Source organism: Paraburkholderia sp. AV2 (assembly GCF_054968425.1).
Genome location: NZ_JBANLK010000083.1, coordinates 1 through 16542 on the forward strand (window position 1 = coordinate 1; position 16542 = coordinate 16542).

The 16542-nt window shown below is 64.2% G+C and carries 15 protein-coding genes and 1 pseudogene; 11 read left to right on the top strand and 5 right to left on the bottom strand.

Annotation, left to right across the window (positions count from 1 at the left end; all coding sequences use genetic code 11):
- Positions 1-524 precede the first annotated feature (524 nt).
- Positions 525-728 (top strand): cold-shock protein, encoded by a 204-nt coding sequence (locus V8683_RS30315; RefSeq protein WP_027797379.1) that lies wholly within the window; start codon positions 525-527, stop codon positions 726-728.
- A gap of 109 nt (positions 729-837) precedes the next feature.
- On the opposite strand, the gene V8683_RS30320 is transcribed toward V8683_RS30315, so the two are convergent.
- From V8683_RS30320 to V8683_RS30330, 3 genes are all read right to left on the bottom strand, one after another.
- Positions 838-2112, bottom strand: a complete 1275-nt coding sequence (locus tag V8683_RS30320) for an Hsp70 family protein (RefSeq protein ID WP_411188364.1) — start codon at positions 2110-2112, stop codon at positions 838-840.
- 222 nt (positions 2113-2334) lie between these two features.
- Positions 2335-2937, bottom strand: a complete 603-nt coding sequence (locus V8683_RS30325; RefSeq protein WP_411188363.1) for a nitroreductase family protein — start codon at positions 2935-2937, stop codon at positions 2335-2337.
- A 104-nt stretch (positions 2938-3041) separates the two neighbouring features.
- Positions 3042-4325, bottom strand: a complete 1284-nt coding sequence (locus V8683_RS30330) for an MFS transporter (RefSeq protein WP_411188362.1) — start codon at positions 4323-4325, stop codon at positions 3042-3044.
- A gap of 155 nt (positions 4326-4480) precedes the next feature.
- On the opposite strand from V8683_RS30330, the gene V8683_RS30335 reads away from it, so the two are divergent.
- Positions 4481-5140 carry a TetR/AcrR family transcriptional regulator gene (locus tag V8683_RS30335; RefSeq protein ID WP_411188361.1) on the top strand — a complete coding sequence of 220 codons (660 nt, stop codon included), beginning with the start codon at positions 4481-4483 and terminating at the stop codon, positions 5138-5140.
- A gap of 49 nt (positions 5141-5189) precedes the next feature.
- A complete protein-coding gene (locus tag V8683_RS30340) occupies positions 5190-5774 on the top strand; it encodes a DUF1415 domain-containing protein (RefSeq protein WP_411188360.1) in 585 nt (194 codons plus the stop codon).
- On the opposite strand, the gene V8683_RS30345 is transcribed toward V8683_RS30340, so the two are convergent.
- Positions 5771-6649 (bottom strand): class I SAM-dependent methyltransferase, encoded by an 879-nt coding sequence (locus tag V8683_RS30345; RefSeq protein ID WP_411188359.1) that lies wholly within the window; start codon positions 6647-6649, stop codon positions 5771-5773. The genes V8683_RS30340 and V8683_RS30345 overlap by 4 nt on opposite strands.
- 366 nt (positions 6650-7015) lie before the next feature.
- Here V8683_RS30345 and V8683_RS30350 point away from each other — a divergent pair, with 366 nt between their 5' ends.
- Entirely contained in the window at positions 7016-7336 is a 321-nt protein-coding gene (locus V8683_RS30350; protein WP_411188358.1) for a DNA-binding protein, read from the top strand.
- 75 nt (positions 7337-7411) lie between these two features.
- Here the strand turns inward: V8683_RS30350 and V8683_RS30355 are convergent, their stop codons facing one another.
- Complete coding sequence (locus tag V8683_RS30355; protein ID WP_411188357.1) at positions 7412-8545, bottom strand: methyltransferase; 1134 nt, start codon at positions 8543-8545, stop codon at positions 7412-7414.
- 199 nt (positions 8546-8744) lie between these two features.
- Here V8683_RS30355 and V8683_RS30360 point away from each other — a divergent pair, with 199 nt between their 5' ends.
- The 7 genes and pseudogenes from V8683_RS30360 to V8683_RS30390 all read left to right on the top strand — a co-directional run.
- The gene (locus V8683_RS30360; RefSeq protein WP_411188356.1) at positions 8745-11573 is read left to right on the top strand and encodes a type IIG restriction enzyme/methyltransferase; all 2829 of its coding nucleotides are present in this window, start codon (positions 8745-8747) and stop codon (positions 11571-11573) included.
- A gap of 376 nt (positions 11574-11949) precedes the next feature.
- The gene (locus tag V8683_RS30365) at positions 11950-12291 is read left to right on the top strand and encodes a hypothetical protein (protein ID WP_411188355.1); all 342 of its coding nucleotides are present in this window, start codon (positions 11950-11952) and stop codon (positions 12289-12291) included.
- A 108-nt stretch (positions 12292-12399) separates the two neighbouring features.
- On the top strand, positions 12400-13371 hold the full coding sequence (locus tag V8683_RS30370; protein ID WP_411188354.1) for a DUF932 domain-containing protein: 972 nt from the start codon (positions 12400-12402) through the stop codon (positions 13369-13371).
- Positions 13372-13447: 76 nt separating this feature from the next.
- Positions 13448-14443, top strand: a complete 996-nt coding sequence (locus tag V8683_RS30375) for a YqaJ viral recombinase family nuclease (RefSeq protein ID WP_411190484.1) — start codon at positions 13448-13450, stop codon at positions 14441-14443.
- Positions 14444-14484: 41 nt separating this feature from the next.
- Entirely contained in the window at positions 14485-15450 is a 966-nt protein-coding gene (locus V8683_RS30380; protein WP_411188353.1) for a recombination directionality factor, read from the top strand.
- The gene (locus V8683_RS30385; protein WP_411188352.1) at positions 15447-15869 is read left to right on the top strand and encodes a hypothetical protein; all 423 of its coding nucleotides are present in this window, start codon (positions 15447-15449) and stop codon (positions 15867-15869) included. Before V8683_RS30380 ends, V8683_RS30385 begins: the two co-directional genes overlap by 4 nt.
- Positions 15870-15960: 91 nt before the next feature.
- A pseudogene (locus V8683_RS30390) lies at positions 15961-16542 on the top strand (hypothetical protein); the annotation flags it as partial.

Sequence of the window (16542 nt, forward strand, 5' to 3'; positions counted from 1 at the left end):
CGCCGAACAGCCAGCCCGAACCGATGATCGAGCCGAGGCCCGTAAACATCAGCGCAAACGGGCCGATGTTCCGTTGAATAGAACTTTTCACGTCTTCTCCTGTTTCAAGAGCAGTTCGACACCGGGAGCCCCGTCTGTTGTACGGGCGGTTTTTTATAGATATCGCAACTGCGCGCAATGCATCGATTGCACCCAAAGGCGCAACCTTTGCGCGGCGCGTAGTTTAACGGTTGCACTGCCAAAACACGTCAAAAATCTGCAGACCCCCTACAAAAAAACGGTGATCGAGCAAGGTTTGTAAGCTCTCGTTTCGACCCTAACGTAAAAAAACATTGAGATTCTGGACTTTCTGTTGACCTTCGGGGCAATTAGCCGTATAAAGTTCGGGCAGGATTTCAAGCGGCGAGTGTGAATAGGTCTTTCGTAGTTCGCCCATCAACGGTACTCCGGCTGGTCCCATACCCCTTCCTTGATTTTCGTGCACCTCTCTGGCTTCGGCCTCAATTCATCTTTAGGAAAGTAATATGGAAACCGGTACCGTCAAGTGGTTCAACGACGCTAAGGGCTTTGGCTTCATCACGCCGGACGGCGGCGGCGAAGATCTCTTCGCGCACTTCTCGGAAATCAAAGTCGACGGCTTCAAGACGCTGCAAGAAAACCAAAAGGTGCAGTTCGAAGTTCGCACGGGCCCGAAGGGCAAGCAAGCTGCGAACATCAAGCCGGTCTAAGCGCGCTGTTTTCAGCATCCGTCAGGATCCCGCCAACGGGATCCTGATGGCAAGCTTACCGAAAAACCCCATGCTTCTTCCGGAAGGTGGGGTTTTTCTTATCCGCGCTTCAGCCGAACAGGCGCTGCGCGTGAATGCCAAGACCCGTCGCCACGCTCGCGAGGCGATCGCCGAACACCGGGCGCGCCTGCGGGAACGCCTCAGCAAGCGCCTCGGTCAGGAACAGGAGGCCCGTGGAACCGCCCGTGAAATAGAGCGCGCCCACGTCGGCAGTCCTCACGCCTGCCGCCTGCACCGTCTCGCGCGCGGCCTCCACGATGCGGCGCGTTTCTTCGCGGCCCGCCTCGATTAGTTCGGCGTTGTCGAAGGCGAGCCGCAGATCCGGCTCCACGGCCTCCAGATCGATCAGGGTCTCGCCGCCCGCCGACACGCCGATCTTCGCCTCCTCGCCGCGCGCCGCCAGCGCGTGACCCAGACGCTGCTCGACCACGCGCATCAGGCGGTCGTGATGCCGCGCGTCGCGATACAGGTGACGCATCAGCTTGAGGTCGGCGGCACGCTTCGGGGTATAGACCGTATTGATCAGATGCCACGTCGCGAGGTCGAAGTACACGCGATTCGGTATCTCGCGGCCTTCCGGGTCAAGCGACTGATAACCCAGTTCGCGCAGGATCGTCGCCAGTTCGACACGGCGGTCGAAATCGGTGCCCGCAACATGGACGCCATGGTGCGCGAGGACATCGCCCTTGCGTTCGAGCCGCTGCACGCGCGCCGGCCCCACGCGCACGAGCGAGAAGTCCGACGTGCCGCCGCCAATATCCGCCACCAGCACGAGCCCCTCTTCCGTCAGCCGCGATTCGTAGTCGAACGCGGCCGCAATGGGTTCGTACTGGAACTGAATCTCGCGGAATCCCACCGCGCGCGCGGCCGCTTCGAGCTGGTCCTGCGCAAGCTTGTCGGCGCGCGGATCCTCGTCGACGAAGAAGACCGGCCGGCCCAGCACGGCCCGCTCGATCGGCTCCCCGGCGCAGGCCTCGGCGCTGCGTTTGAGGTGATCGACGAAAATCGCGATGATGTCCGTATAGCGCATGGCGCTGCCGTCGCCGAGATCCGTCGTGCTCTCCGCCAGCGGCGAGCCGAGGATGCTCTTCATTGAGCGCATCAGGCGCCCGTCGAAACCGTCGATATAGGCGGCCAGCGCCGCCCGGCCGAATTCGCGGGTGTGTTCGTCGGTATTGAAGAACACGGCGGTGGGCAGCGTGACGTGCGCATCTTCCACGGGCGCGAGCCGCATGGCGCTGCCGGACGCGTCGGACGGGCCGGATGAAGGCAGCGCCACCGCCGAATTGGAGGTTCCGAAGTCAATCGCGCAGAACGTGGTCATGGCAGGAAAGCGTGCCGCGCAAAGTCGCTCGCGCACGTCAGGAAGGGCTGGGAAGGACGGGCTTTTTATCACGAAAGCCAGATGGCGGGCAACCTTGGGGCCACTGCGGCGCCATGTTGCAGCGCCGCAGTGGCGGCAAAGAAAAACGCGCGGGAAGGCCGCGCGTTTTTTGTCCAACAGGGGTCCGACGGCGCGCCTTTGCGGTGCGCCCGAGCGCTCGAATCAGCCCTTGAACGGCTTTTTCCACGCGTTCGCGTAAGCGATTTCCCCCACCGCCGCGCGCGTGCGCTCCGCCTTCTCGCGGTCGCGCAGCACGGGTTCGAGCTTCTCGGCGTCGCCATAGTGGCCAATCGAGATGAACGCAAGCGGTTCCACGTCGTTCGGCAGTGCGAACTCGGTGCGGAAGGCCTGAACGTCGAAGCCGCTCATCTGGTGCGCCGCGAGCCCGAGCGCATGGGCCTGCAGGACGAGCGACATCGCCGCCGCACCGGCGTCGTATTGCGCCGTGCGATTCACTTCGCCCTTCGTGTTGAGCGTCTGCGCCGTCACCGCGATCAGCACCGGCGCCGGCGCGTTCCACTGCTGGTTGAACGGCACGAGCGTTGCGAACGCGCGCTTGAACGCAGCCTCGTCGGCCGCGCGGTCGAACACGATGAAGCGCCACGGCTGCATGTTGTAGCCCGAAGGCGCCCAGCGCGCCGCCTCGATCACCGCATGCAGCGCCTCGCGGCTCACCGGTTCGTTCGAATACGCGCGCGGGCTCCAGCGGCCGGCGATCAGTTCATGGATGGGCACGGCTGTCGGTGCGGGTTTGTGCTTCGTCATGCCTTGTCTGTCCTTCAGTGAGGGCGCTCGCCCGGGGGCCATCAGGATAACCGGAGCGCGCATTTCGCGCTCGCGTGCCCTCGAAAGCCCGGGCGCCCCGCCGCTCAGACCGCCTGCACGCCCACCGCACGCGAGCCGCGGTTGATCCGCAGCACGAGGAACGAGGCGACGAGACACAGGCCGCCCGAAATCATCGAAGCGACGGTGTACGTGCCAAGGCTCGAACGCAGCAGCCCCGCGCCGAAGGCCGCGAAGGCCGCACCCAGTTGGTGACCGGCCACGACCCAGCCGAACACCACAGGCGCGCGTTCCTTGCCGAAAACGTCGGTGGCAAGACGCACCGTCGGCGGCACGGTGGCGATCCAGTCGAGACCGTAGAACACGGCGAAGATCGGCAGACCGAAGAAGTCGATGCCGAACGCGTGCGGCAGATAGATGAGCGAGAGCCCGCGCAACCCGTAGTACCAGAAGAGCAGCACGCGGCTGTTGAAGCGGTCCGAGAGCCAGCCCGAGAGCGTCGTGCCGAACAGGTCGAAGATACCCATCGTCGCGAGCAGCGACGCGCCCTGTACTTCGCTCAGGCCATAGTCGCCGCACATCGCGATCAGGTGCGTGCCGACATAGCCGTTCGTGCTCGCGCCGCAAATAAAGAAGCTGAAGAACAGAAGCCAGAAGTCGCGGGAGCGGCTGGCCGACGTCAGTGCGCCGAACGCGATCTTCAGCGGATTCTGTTGCGGCGCCGGCGGCTCGACGGGCGTGTCGTGATCCTCGCCGTAGGGGCGCAGCGCCATGTCGGCGGGCCGCTCCGGCAGCAGGAGCGCGACCAGCGGAATCACCGCGGCCGCAGCAACCGCCACCACGAGCACCACGGGCTGCCAGCCGTATTTCTGCGCGATGGCCGCAAGAAAGGGCAGAAATACGAGCTGGCCCGTAGCCGAGCTGGCCGTGAGAACCCCCATGGCGAGGCCGCGGTGCGTCGTGAACCAGCGCGTGACCACCGTTGCCGAAAGCGAAAGCGCGGCCACGCCCGTCGCGCCGCCCACCATCACGCCCCAGATCAGCACCATCTGCCACGGACGCGTCATCAGCGCCGACAGCGCCACGCCGGCTGCCATCGAGCCGAGCGCGACGAGCAGCGTCGGCCGCACGCCGAAACGCTGCATCGCCGCCGCCGCGAACGGCCCCATCAAGCCGTACAGCGCGATGTTCACGGAGATCGCGAGCGAGATCGTCGCGCGGCTCCAGCCGAACTGGTGCTCGAGCGGCACCATCATCACGCTGGGCGTCGCCCGCGTGCCCGCCGCCGAAAGCAGCACCAGAAACACCACCGCCACGACGAGCCACCCGTAGTGGAAACGCCCGCCCACCATTTTTGCCGCCCAGTTCATCCTCGCTCCTGTCGCTCCGTGCAGAGCCGTGTCCGTCCTGCCATCTTCCAGCATGTACGTCGCGGCAACAGTTTGTTACCGACCAGTCACAAGTGTGTTGCGATAGTAGTGACCAGTCGGTAACATGTCAAGCAGATCCCATCGGCGAGAAACTCATGACCGAACACGCCCCCGCTTCCAACGCCCGCACCCCGGGCAAGCAGCGCATGCAGATGGCAGGGCCGCGCGCGCAGGAGCATCTGCTGCTCGCGGCGGACGAACTGTTTTATCGGGAAGGCGTGCGCGCGGTAGGCATCGAGGCTGTCGTGGAACGCGCGGGCGTCAACAAGATGAGCCTGTACCGGCAATTTTCATCGAAGGACGATCTGGTTGTCGCGTACCTGAAACGCTGCGACAAACGCTTTTTCGAGCGCCTCGAAGCGAGCGTCGCGAAGCATCCGGGCGAGCCCGTCAAGCAACTGTTCCAGTATTTCGACGATCTGACGCAGCGCGCCTCGGTCCCCGATTACCGCGGCTGCCCGTTCGTGAACATCGCCGCCGAATTTCCGGATACATCGCATCCGGCGCGTCATTCCGTGGCCGACAACAAAGCGAAGCTGATTGCGCGGTTGACCGAGCTGGCCGAAGCCGCGCGCGCCGCCGATCCCGCCGCGCTTGCCAACGAACTGGCGCTGCTGGTCGAAGGGATTTACGCGGCGAGCCAGACCTACGGCCCGGGTTGCGGGCCGATCCTTGCGGCGCCGCGCATGGCGAAGCTATTGATCGAAGCCGCCTGCCGGGCCCCGCTGGACGCAACACCCTCGAACGCCGGCTGAGACGCGAGACCGCGCGGGCTCGGTCGCATGCCGCCGGTAAAATGACGCGATGACCGATACCGCCGCCCCTCGCCCCGACCACGCCGAGATTCTCGCCACCACCCGCCACTGGCTCACGCGCGCGGTGATCGGCCTGAACCTCTGCCCGTTCGCAAAGAGCGTGCACGTGAAAAAGCAGATTCGCTATGCGATCAGCGAGGCGAGCGATCTTGCGGGCGTGCTCACCGATCTCGAAACGGAGCTGAAGGCACTCGATGCAGCCGATCCCGAGCAGATCGACACAACGCTGTTGATCCTGCCCCACGCGCTCGCCGACTTCCTCGATTTCAACGACGCCCTGGTTTTCGCCGATCAACTGATCGCGCAATTGCACCTGGAAGGCCGGCTGCAGATTGCGAGCTTTCATCCGCACTACCAGTTCGAAGGCACCGAGCCCGACGATATCGAGAACTACACGAACCGCGCCCCCTGGCCGGTCCTGCACCTGCTGCGCGAGACGAGCATCGAACGCGCGGTCGAGGCGTTCCCGGACGCCGCGGATATCTACGAACGCAACCAGGCGACACTGCGCCGCCTTGGCCTGCAAGGCTGGCGCGACTGGATGAACCAGCCCGGCAACGAAGCCGGAGATTAAGAAGGGACCGTCCCGGTGACTGGCTCGGGCGCGGGGTCCGCGCCGCCATCGTCGGTAAAGAAGCGCTCGTTGAGTTCGGCAAGGCCCAACGTGTCGAGGATCTCGGCAAGCCGCTCCGCGGGCCGGCGCCGCGACAGGTTCTTGTACTGCGCCACGATGAGTTCGTTCTTCATCGAGTGCTCCCATCCCACGAGCTCCGTCACGCTCACCTGGTAGCCGTGCGCCTCGAGTTGCAGGCAGCGCAGCACATTGGTGATCTGGCTGCCGAACTCGCGCGTATGCAGCGGATGACGCCAGATCTCCGTCAACGCCTGGCCGAGCGACTTGCCCTTATTGCGCCGCAGCACGCCCGCCACTTCGGCCTGACAGCACGGCACGACCACGATATGGCGCGCGCGCTTTTTGAGCGCGAAACGTAGCGCGTCGTCGGTAGCGGTGTCGCAGGCGTGCAGCGCGGTCACGACATCGACCTCGGGCGGCAGTTCGCTCGACGTGATCGAGTCCGCGACGGACAGATTCAGAAACGACATGCCCTCGAAGCCCAGCCGCTGCGCGAGTTCGCGCGAGCGGCGCACGAGCTCGTCGCGAGTCTCGATGCCGATGATGCGCGACTTGTCGTGCAGTTCCTTGAAAAACAGGTCGTAGAGGATAAAACCAAGGTAGGACTTGCCTGCGCCGTGATCGACGAGCGTGACGTCGCGGCCGTCCTGCTTCACGTCCTTGAGCAGGGGCTCGATGAACTGGAACAGGTGATAGACCTGCTTGAGCTTGCGGCGGCTATCCTGATTCATCTTGCCGTCGCGCGTGAGGATATGAAGCTCCTTGAGGAGCTCGATCGACTGGTTCGGACGGATTTCGTAAGTCTTGCTGGACATCGGTCGGGAACTGGAGAGGTATCTTTTGCCGCGTTACGTGCGACAGATGACGGAACGGAGAAGATTTACCTGCCATTTTACGAAAAAAGCAGGGCAAGGCCGCCACGCAAATCGAGCGGCCCGAAGCGTCCGGAACGCTGCCCCCCACGTCCGGACGGCAGGGAGGGGGTTGATTAGAAAAGACACGGCGGACATTCGTCCCCGATGTCCAGAAGGGACCAATGGGAGCGCAACCATCCGGCCATGCACCGGACGGAGCGCATGGGAGGTCGCACCGGTCGTTCCGGCGGCGACGGATCAGGCACGTCGCAGTCTGTCGATGCGTAGCGGACGCACGACGCTGCACGTCCTTGTACGAGGCTCGCAATGAATACGAAACCGGACGGAGATGCCGAGCAGAAATTCCAGGAATTGCTCGCGAAACTGCTCGTCGTTCCCGAGTGGACCGAAAAGCAGCAACTGGAGCTGGAAATGGCGCGCGATATCTCGGTGGAAATGCTGCGGATTGCCGAAGAAATGCGCGACGGCGCAAGCGATCTCGAAACCTGCCTGATTCTGCTGAAGTATGCAAAGGTTCTCGACTTCGTGATGTCGGCGCTGGCCGCTCGCCGGGACATCAAGCCGCAGACGTTGCGCGTGATCTTCAAGCTCGCGGGATTGAAAGTCGACGAGGCCTATCCCGGCTAGCGGGCTTTGCCGCGCTCGAGCCCCGAAGCGCAGGCGCCGTGTCGTGCGCTTCGGCGGACCGGCTTTTGCCCGTGCTCACGCCGGCCGAACTTTCAGGCGCCAAAGCGAGGTCACTTCCTTCGCGCGCGCTTCGTATAGCGGGTCGGTGCGATCCGCGGCCTTCGGGTGACGCGCGCGGATATCCTCGCGTCCCATCACCGTGAGGCCGGCGCTCGCGATCATCTCCGTGAGCGCTTCGCGTGTGCGCAGGCCGAGATGCTCGGCAAAGTCGGAGAGGATCAGCCAGCCCTCGCCGCCCGGTTCCAGATGGTCTTTCAGGCCATCGAGGAAACCGCGCAGCATGCGGCTATCCGGATCGAAGACGGCGTATTCGATGGGCGAAGCGGGCCGCGCGGGCACCCACGGCGGATTGCAGACGACCAGCGGCGCCCGGCCCGGCGGGAACAGGTCCGCTTCGACCACCTCGACGCGGTCCCCATGGCCCATGCGCCCGAGATTCTCGCGGGCGCATGCCAGGGCGCGCGGATCCTGATCGGTGGCGACGACCGTCTTCACGCCGCGCGCGGCAAGCACGGCAGCGAGCACGCCGGTACCGGTCCCGATGTCGAACGCCTTCTCGAGCGACGGCAGCGGCGTGCGCGCGACGAGATCGACATATTCCCCACGCACCGGCGAAAACACGCCGTAGTGCGGATGAATGCGCGCGTTGCCCAGCGCCGGAATTTCCACGCCCTTCTTGTGCCATTCGTGCGCGCCGATCAAGCCCAGCAGTTCGCGCAACGAAACTGCCGACACCTCCCCCGTCGCCGGCCCCCACGCTTCCTCGCAGGCGAGCCGCGCATCGGGTGCGCGACGCAGCGAAATCGTGTAATCGCCTTCCAGGGGGATCAGCACCATGCCCAGCGTGCGTGCCCGTTGCGACTGCGCCTGCCGGTGCAGATTGAACGCATCGAGCGGCGAAGCGGGCGCTTTGCGCGGCTTGCGGTCGGCGCGTCGCGCCATGGCCTGCAGCAACTGACGCGCGTTCTGGTAGTCGCCTCGCCAAAGCAGCGCCGTACCCTCGCAGGCGAGACGGTAGGCGGCATCCGCCGTCGTGCGGTCGTCGGCGAGCACCACGCGCTTGGGCGGCGGCACGCCCGCCTCGGAGCGCCAGCGGACGGTGCGCGGGCCATCGGTATCGGGCCAACTAAGGGTGAAGATGTCGGTCATGGTAGTCGTAGGCAAAACGGCGCGGCCGCGGCGGCGCCATCATATAGCAGAGCGACGTGACGTGCGGCACGGGCTCTCGCCACCTGCCACGATCATCGCCTCTTCGCGCGCGAGCGTCGACCCGTACGGGGAGCTCGCGCTTAAAATGAGCGGCGCCCGGCGCTTTACGAGCATCGGCGGACGACTCCCAAGAAAAATCATGCCCGAGACCGACAGAAAAAGACGCGTGCGTGCACGCCGCACGGCGCTCGACGAGCGTTTCTACGCCGAACTGCTGCATATTGCGGGCCTGTGCGAGACCGTCGAGAAGGGCAAGCCGGCCATCGCGCGGCACCCCGTGCACGCGAGAATGCACGGATCGCTCGTCGAAAATGCGCTGGCCCGCATCGAGGCGCGCGATGGAGCAGCCGGTTCAGCGGATGTGCAGGAGGAACGATTCGGCATGGTGGTGCGGTTGTGCGTCGCGTGGCTCAGCCGTCTCGTGTTCCTCAAGCAGCTCGAAACGCGGCTCCTCGCGCTACACGACAACGACCCGGCTTACGCGTTTCTGCGCGCGAACCGCATTCGCTCCTTCGGCGAACTCGACGCCTTGTGTCGCAACGTGCTCGCCGATGCGGCCGCCGGAACCTGCACGCGGATCCCTCCGCTTTCGCCGATCCCCCGCTTCGACGGTTCGCTCTTTGCGCCACACGATCTGCAAGGTGTCGCGATCCCGCTCGGTGCGCTCGCCGACGCGCCGCCATTGCCTGTCTACGCCGAAACGACCCTCCCCCACGCGGAGGGCCCGCTCTGTCCCGTTGCCTATCTGCTCGATTTTCTCGATGCTCACGCTTTCGCAAGCGAAGCACCGCTGCCGGGCAATGCGGGCAAACCGAAGGTCGATACGGCAACGCTCGGTCTGATCTTCGAGAAGTTCAACGGCTACCGCGACGGCGCGTGGTTCACGCCGGGGCGTGTCGCCATGCACCTGTGCCAGGCGGCAATCGAATCGGCCACGGTCCGCCGGTTCAACGAACGCAAGGGTTGGCACTGCGAAACCATCGATCAGTTATGCCAGGCAATCACGGATCGCGACGAAGCGCGTGCAATCGTGGACGGTCTGCGCATCTGCGACCCGGCGGTGGGTTCCGGCCATCTGCTCGTTTCGGCGCTCAATGCCCGGATTGCGCTGAAATCGCGGCTTGGACTGCTGACCGATACCGAGGGCCGCCCGCTTGCAGGTTATCGATTCGAGGTCGCGTCGGACCGTCTCGTTGTGAAACGGACTAACGACGACCCGCTGCACGGCGCGGACGGAAAAGAAGAGCGCCGCCGGCTCGACGCGGCATTGTTCAAAGAAAAACGGGCAATCGTCGAGAACGGCCTCTTCGGCGTGGACATCAATCCCGATGCGGTGAGAATGGCGCGGCTGCGACTCTGGATGGAACTGCTGGCACACGCCGCTTACGACGCGAATGGCGAGTTCTCGACGCTGCCGAACCTTGACGTCAATCTCCGCGTCGGCAACGCAACGATCAGCCGGTTTGCCCTCGACGCACCGATGCATGGCACGCCGCCAGAGAAGATCGAGGTCGTTCGGAATTATCGCGACGCGGTTTCACAATACCGTGCCGCGGCATACACGAATCACACGCAACGGCGAAGCACCAGGGACAGGATCGCGCAGACACACGCGGCTCTGCTGTCGACGCTGCGCCCGGCCCCCCTGCAAGCATTGCGCGCGTCGTCGCGCATCCTCGAAAGCGCTTTCGAATGGCGAACCGGATTCCCGGAAGTGCTCGATGACGACGGCACATTCCGCGGCTTCGACGCCGTCGTCGCCAATCCGCCGTACATTGACTCCGAGCGCATGGCCAACGACGGCCAACAGGACTTGCGCGAGCACCTCGCGCAACGCTGGCCGGCGGCGAAGGGCAACTGGGACCTCTACGTCGTGTTCATGGAACTTGGGCTCGCTTTGCTCGCGCCCGCGGGGGCGATGGCGTGCCTCACTCCGGACAAGTGGCTCTCGAAGCCGTTCGGCGACGCGTTCCGCGCGCGCCACCTGGACAAGATCGAACGCATCGTCGCGCTGGGCCGCAATGTGTTCGAGCAGGCGCTGGTCGATTCGATCGTCACGGTCTACGCGCAGGAGGGCACCGCTATCGTTTCGACGGCCCGGCTCGAAGGCGACGCAGTCACGCCGCTCGCGCATACGCCGAAGGCTGAACTGGGCGCACCGTGGAGACTCGATGCTCTGCTTTCGCCGCACTACACGTTCGTGCGGCAAATCGAGCGCTCGCACCCTGCACTCGGTTCGCTGCTGCGTTGCGAGAACGCATGCGCGACATCGGACGCGTATCGGCTCAAACCGCTCATCGAAGAAGCAAACGGTGGGTTCTGCGCGCAACGTCAGTTCCGGGTGATGAATACCGGAACGCTGGGCCAGTTCGTATCGCGCTGGGGCGTCAAGCCGATGACCTATCTCGGCGAGCGATACAGGGAACCCGTGGTCGAGCGGGCGCGCTTCACGGCGGAATTCGCCAACGCGTACCGGGAGCGAGCCGACGCGAAAAAGGTGATCGTGAAGGGACTCACACGACTCGACGCCACACTGGACCTCGACGGTGACACGATCCCGGGAAAAACGACGCTGATCCTGCGTTCCCACGACGACGGTCTGCTGAAGTTCGCGGCAGCGGTGCTGAACTGCCCGCTTTCTGCGTTCTTTTTGCGAGCGCGTTACCCGTCCGCCAGCTATAACGGCGGCATTGCGTACACCAAGGCGATGATCGATTCGGTGCCGGTGCCGGGAGAGATCGAGGTTCGGAACGCGGTGGTCAGGCTGGTTGATGAATTGCTGGCGCTCGACCGCGCGGGGCGCGCAATTGAAGCTGTGGCAGCGGCCCGGGAAATCGATCGAGTGCTGTATGGGGCTTTTGGGCTGTCCGCGGAGGAAGTCGAGCGAATGTCGGCCTGCTTGCCGACAACGATGGGCAAACTTTCGTCCCCGGATTTCGGCACCCGGAAAGCACAAGGGGTTACGTGATTTTCACGTAACCCCTTGCTTTGTTTGGTGGCTGCAGGAATGTAACAAATCTACGCAACACCCACCAGACAAGGACAGATGAAATCCAAAGCTCCATTCATGCCCCCAGAAGTGCCCCCAAATTCGAGTGGCACACCGATTCAGGTCAGTGCCTTCAATGGTTGACGCGGCATTCGCAGCAGCTAGCGATTGTGCATGCCGTCTTAACGTACTGCACGGCGCTGGGCGCCGCAACCTGAATTTGACGCCCCCAGCCCGACAACATCGGTGACGGTCGGCCGATCGTAAAACATCTCACGCCTATATCACCTCATTGAGCATCCCCCCGGAATGCTTGGGCAACGCCGTTTGCCCCGACTCTCCATGAGGTTGATACATGAACCATTCACTTTCCTGCCCCCGCTGCAGTTCCACCCGTATCACTACGCGGGATTACGGTCGCAAGGCCGGTGGTGTCGTCGGCGCGTCGGTCGGCGCAGCCGGTAGTGCTGCTGCCGCGCTCGGCGGCGCTGAAGCCGGCGCGGCCCTCGGCATGGTCGCCGGTCCGGTCGGCTCGCTCTTCGGTGGCCTGGCCGGTGCGCTCATGGGCGCATTGTTCGGCGGCGCCGCAGGTTGTGCCGCGGGCTCCGCGGTTGGCCAACAACTCGACACCCATGTGCTCGACAACTACGAGTGCCAGGCGTGCGGCCATGTTTTCGGCCAACCGCACTCGTCCTGACGCCTGACGGCGCTTTCGCTTTCCCCCTTTCGTGCCGGGATGCCTGCCGCCCTTCGGGGCGGCAGGCATCTTCGCATTCTGTTTTCCGCTATCTATCAGGAGTTCACCATGCATCTCGTTCAATCCATGGCCTACGTCGGCGACACCCCGTGGCATGGTCTCGGCAATCCGCTCGCGCCTCGCCAGCCGCTCGAAGTCTGGGCGCGGCAGGCCGGCATGGACTGGCGCATCGAGGAAGCCGAAGTGCGCTTCGTCTCCGGCAATGCCGGTTCCAGCCTCGGCTCGATCCACGCCTTTCCTGAACAGAAGGTTCTCTACCGGTCCGACACGAAGGCTCCGCTATCTGTCGTGTCGTCACGCTATCAGGTCGTCCAGCCCGCCGACATACTGGAGTTCTATCGTGACCTGACCGAAGCGGGTGGCTTCGAACTCGAAACGGCTGGCGTCCTCAAGGAAGGCAGGAAGCTCTGGGCCCTCGCCAAAACCGGCCAGAGTGCAACCCTCAGGGGACGCGACCGGGTGAACGGCTACCTCCTGCTTGCCACCGCCTGCGACGGCACACTCGCAACCACCGCCCAGTTCACGTCCGTACGCGTCGTGTGCAACAACACGTTGGCAATCGCACTCGGCGACAGTACCAGCGCTGTCAAGGTGCCCCACCGCAGCCAGTTCGACGCCCAGGCCGTCAAGCGCCAACTCGGCATCGCTATCTCGTCCTGGGACGGGTTTATGGCGCGTATGAAAGCCCTGTCTGAACGCAGGGTGAGCGACGAAACTGCCGAAGCCTATTTCCGCCGCGTGCTGACCTACAACGCAGGCAGTACGTCCGATCGACCCGTTTCGGCCACCAATGATAGTGCCGTCAAAGCTGTACAGACACTGTTTGGTGGCCAGGGCAAAGGGGCCGATCTGGCCTCGGCAGCCGGAACCGCCTGGGGGCTGCTCAACAGCATTACCGAGTTTGTCGATCACCAGCGTCGCGCGCGCAGCGAGGACCACCGGCGCGACGCGGCCTGGTTCGGTGCGGGCGCCACGATCAAGCAGAAAGCGTGGGACGAGGCCATGAAGCTTGTCGCATGAGTCCCATCCCTTCATCACGTCATACACGCCCGGCCGGATTGCTCCCGCCGGGCGTTTCTCTTTTCAGGAGGTTCCCATGTCACAGCCTGAAGCCGCCGGGAACAGCCGCAGGCGCCCGGCCCTGCGTCTGGTGGAAACAAAGGACATGCCGCGTGAAGACTGGCTTGAGGTGAGGAAAAACGGTATCGGTGGTTCGGACGCAGCCGCTGCGGTCGGGCTGAATCCGTACATGAGCCCACTGGAACTCTGGCTCATCAAGACCGGGCGCGACGCGAATCTGGCTCGCCCCGATCCGGACGACACAACGGAGCCGGTCTACTGGGGCTCGTTGCTGGAGCCGATCGTCGCGGCGTCCTACACAAAGCAGACCGGAAACCGCGTGCGGCGTGTCAATGCCGTGCTCCGGCATCCCGCGATTCCCTTCCTGCTCGCCAACATCGACCGCGAGGTGATTGGCACGCCCGGCGTGCAGATCCTTGAGTGCAAGACGGCAGGCGAATTCGGTGCGCGACTCTGGCGCGAAGGCGTACCGGAGTATGTGCAGGTCCAGGTCCAGCACCAGCTCGCGGTTACGGGCAAGCAGGCGGCCGATGTCGCCGTACTGCTCTGTGGCCAGAAGCTTGAGGTCCACCGGATCGAGCGTGACGACGATCTGATCGCACGGCTCATTTCGCTCGAAGCGGCGTTCTGGCGATTCGTGGAAACCGATACGCCACCTCCGGCTGACGGGTCTGATTCAGCCGATCGTGCGTTGCGCTGCCTGTATCCCGGTACGGGCGGCACGGTCGACTTTACGGACGATCGTCACCAGTCGTCGGTGTTCGCCGATCTCGTTGCACTGCGCGCTGACATCGAACAACGCCAGACGCAGGAAGCGTTGCTCAAACAGACCATCCAGCAGGCAATGGGCGAAGCGGACCGGGCCATCTTCGAGACGGGTTCGGTGTCGTTCAGGCGCAGCCGCGACGGTACGGGTGTCGACCTCAAGCGGCTGCTCGCCGATCACCCGGACTTCGCCTCGCAATACACCCTGACAAAACCGGGTTCACGCAGGTTTCTCGTCTCCACCTGAACTTCCTTTCCCTGCTTTCCTTCCTTTACAGGAGTATCAAAATGCTCAAGGGACTTTCCATCACGCCGCCCGTCATCGGGCGCATCTCCATCGGTCGCGTTGTCGAGAAGAACGGCAAGCGCCTGCCGGAAAAGGACGACCAGTTCACGATCACCACGCAGGTCCAGAACCGGGACGGATGGATGCTGCATCCACTCAACGAATCGCTGCGCAAGGCCGAATCGGGCAAACCCGCCGGCAAGCTGCGCGCGATTCCGGTCCGGTTCCTCTTCAACGATCCGGACCTCAACCTGCGCGCCGGGTACTCGCTGTTCGACCGCGACACGGGCCGCCCCGTGTGCGTCGGCAATGGCGAAACCTGCCGGCGCGCGGGCGACACCGGCATCGAGGAACTGCCCTGCCCGTCGCCAGACGGCTGCGCATTCGGTCGCGCCGGTAACTGCAAGCCTTACGGGCGACTCAACGTTACGATCGGCGACGAGGACGAGCTGGGTTCGTTCATCTTCCGCACGACCTCGTACAACTCGATCCGTACGCTCGCCGCCCGTCTGCATTACTTCAGCGCAGTCTCGGGCAACCTGCTCGCGTGCCTGCCACTGGAACTGAAGCTGCGCGGCAAGTCCACCACGCAGAGCTATCGCTCGGCGATCTATTACGTGGATCTCGCCGTGCGATCTGGCAGTACGCTGGAAGCCGCGATCACCGGGGCGCGCGAACTGGATGCGCGGCGCAGGGCGGCGGGTTTCGACCAGCAGGCGCTGGACACCGCCGCACACGCCGGTTTCAGCAACGGTGCCTTCGAGGACAGTATCGAGGATGGTGCTGCGGTCGTCGACGAGTTCTATCCCGATGCCGGCCAGACGGAGGGTGCAGGGCCGGGTACAAACGCAGACGCCGGCAGGGAGGACACCAGCGGCGAGCCGGCCACGACCTCGCGGCCGGAGTCGTCATCGCTGCGCCAGAAGCTCGAACGCAAAACGGCGCTTCTCGGCGGCAACGCAGCATGAACACTGACGACATCCGCAGCCAGAACGCAGCCGTGTGCATGCCGTTCGTCTGTCGTGACGGACGGCTCCTGCCCCGCTGTCACGATCAACTGACCGATCTTCCGCCGGGACTGTATCTCGCGCTGTTTCATGGGCGCAACGATCCCGATACCGGTATGGACGACTGGGGGTTCGACGGGCCGGTCATCGGGCCGCTCGAATACGTCCATACGACCTATGCATCCGATGTGACGCTGCGTTTCGTCGACGGGCAGACAGCCGCACGGTATTTCCCCGATACCGGGTTCATCACGAACCTGGCGACCGGGGTGCGTACGTGCTGCACCGATGCGGCACTGGCGATCGCGCACGACCTGATCGTCTTCGATGGCCGGTACTTCGACGACTGGTCGGTATTCGTTGCCGGTCAGCGCACGTAGCCAACGCCTCCCCGCCCGGTTTCTCTCTCCGGCTTCTTTCTCTCATTCCGTTCACCGGACGCCTTCAACGCGTCCCGGAGACATATCACCTATGGAAAACCAACCCAACGTCGAAACCCGTTTCCGGCTGCTGCGACCACCGGCCCGTATCCCTTTCTGGGTCGCGACGCTCGCGACGACCACCGCGCTCTGCCTGTCGGTTCTGGCTGGCTGGCAGCGCGGCGGCACGTTGCCCGAGCGGAGCGTATGGATTGCAGTCGGCATCGTCCTCGTCGTTAGTGCCCATCTGCTGCCATCGCTCATACGCGGCTCGCCCGTCACGATCCGGCTCGCAGGTACCCTGCTATGGGGAACCTGCATGGTCACCGCCTGCTACGGCCATGTGATCTTTTTCGTGTTCGCCCAGCAGCATGCCGGAGATGCCCGCGTGTCCGCCGCAGCCTCGGGCATCGCGGATATCGTGGCACGTCCTGCTCGCCCCCTGGCAGCCGTCATGGACGAACGGGCGAGCGTCACGCATCAGCTCGCGCTCGCCCAGGCACGTCGCTGTGCCCGTGACTGCACGGTCCTCGATGTCCGGCGCGCCACGCTCACCGCGAAGCTCGACGCGCTGAACGCCTGTTACGGCTCGGGCTATTTGAGTTTGGGCGGGGGGTATTTGTCTCGCGTTCGT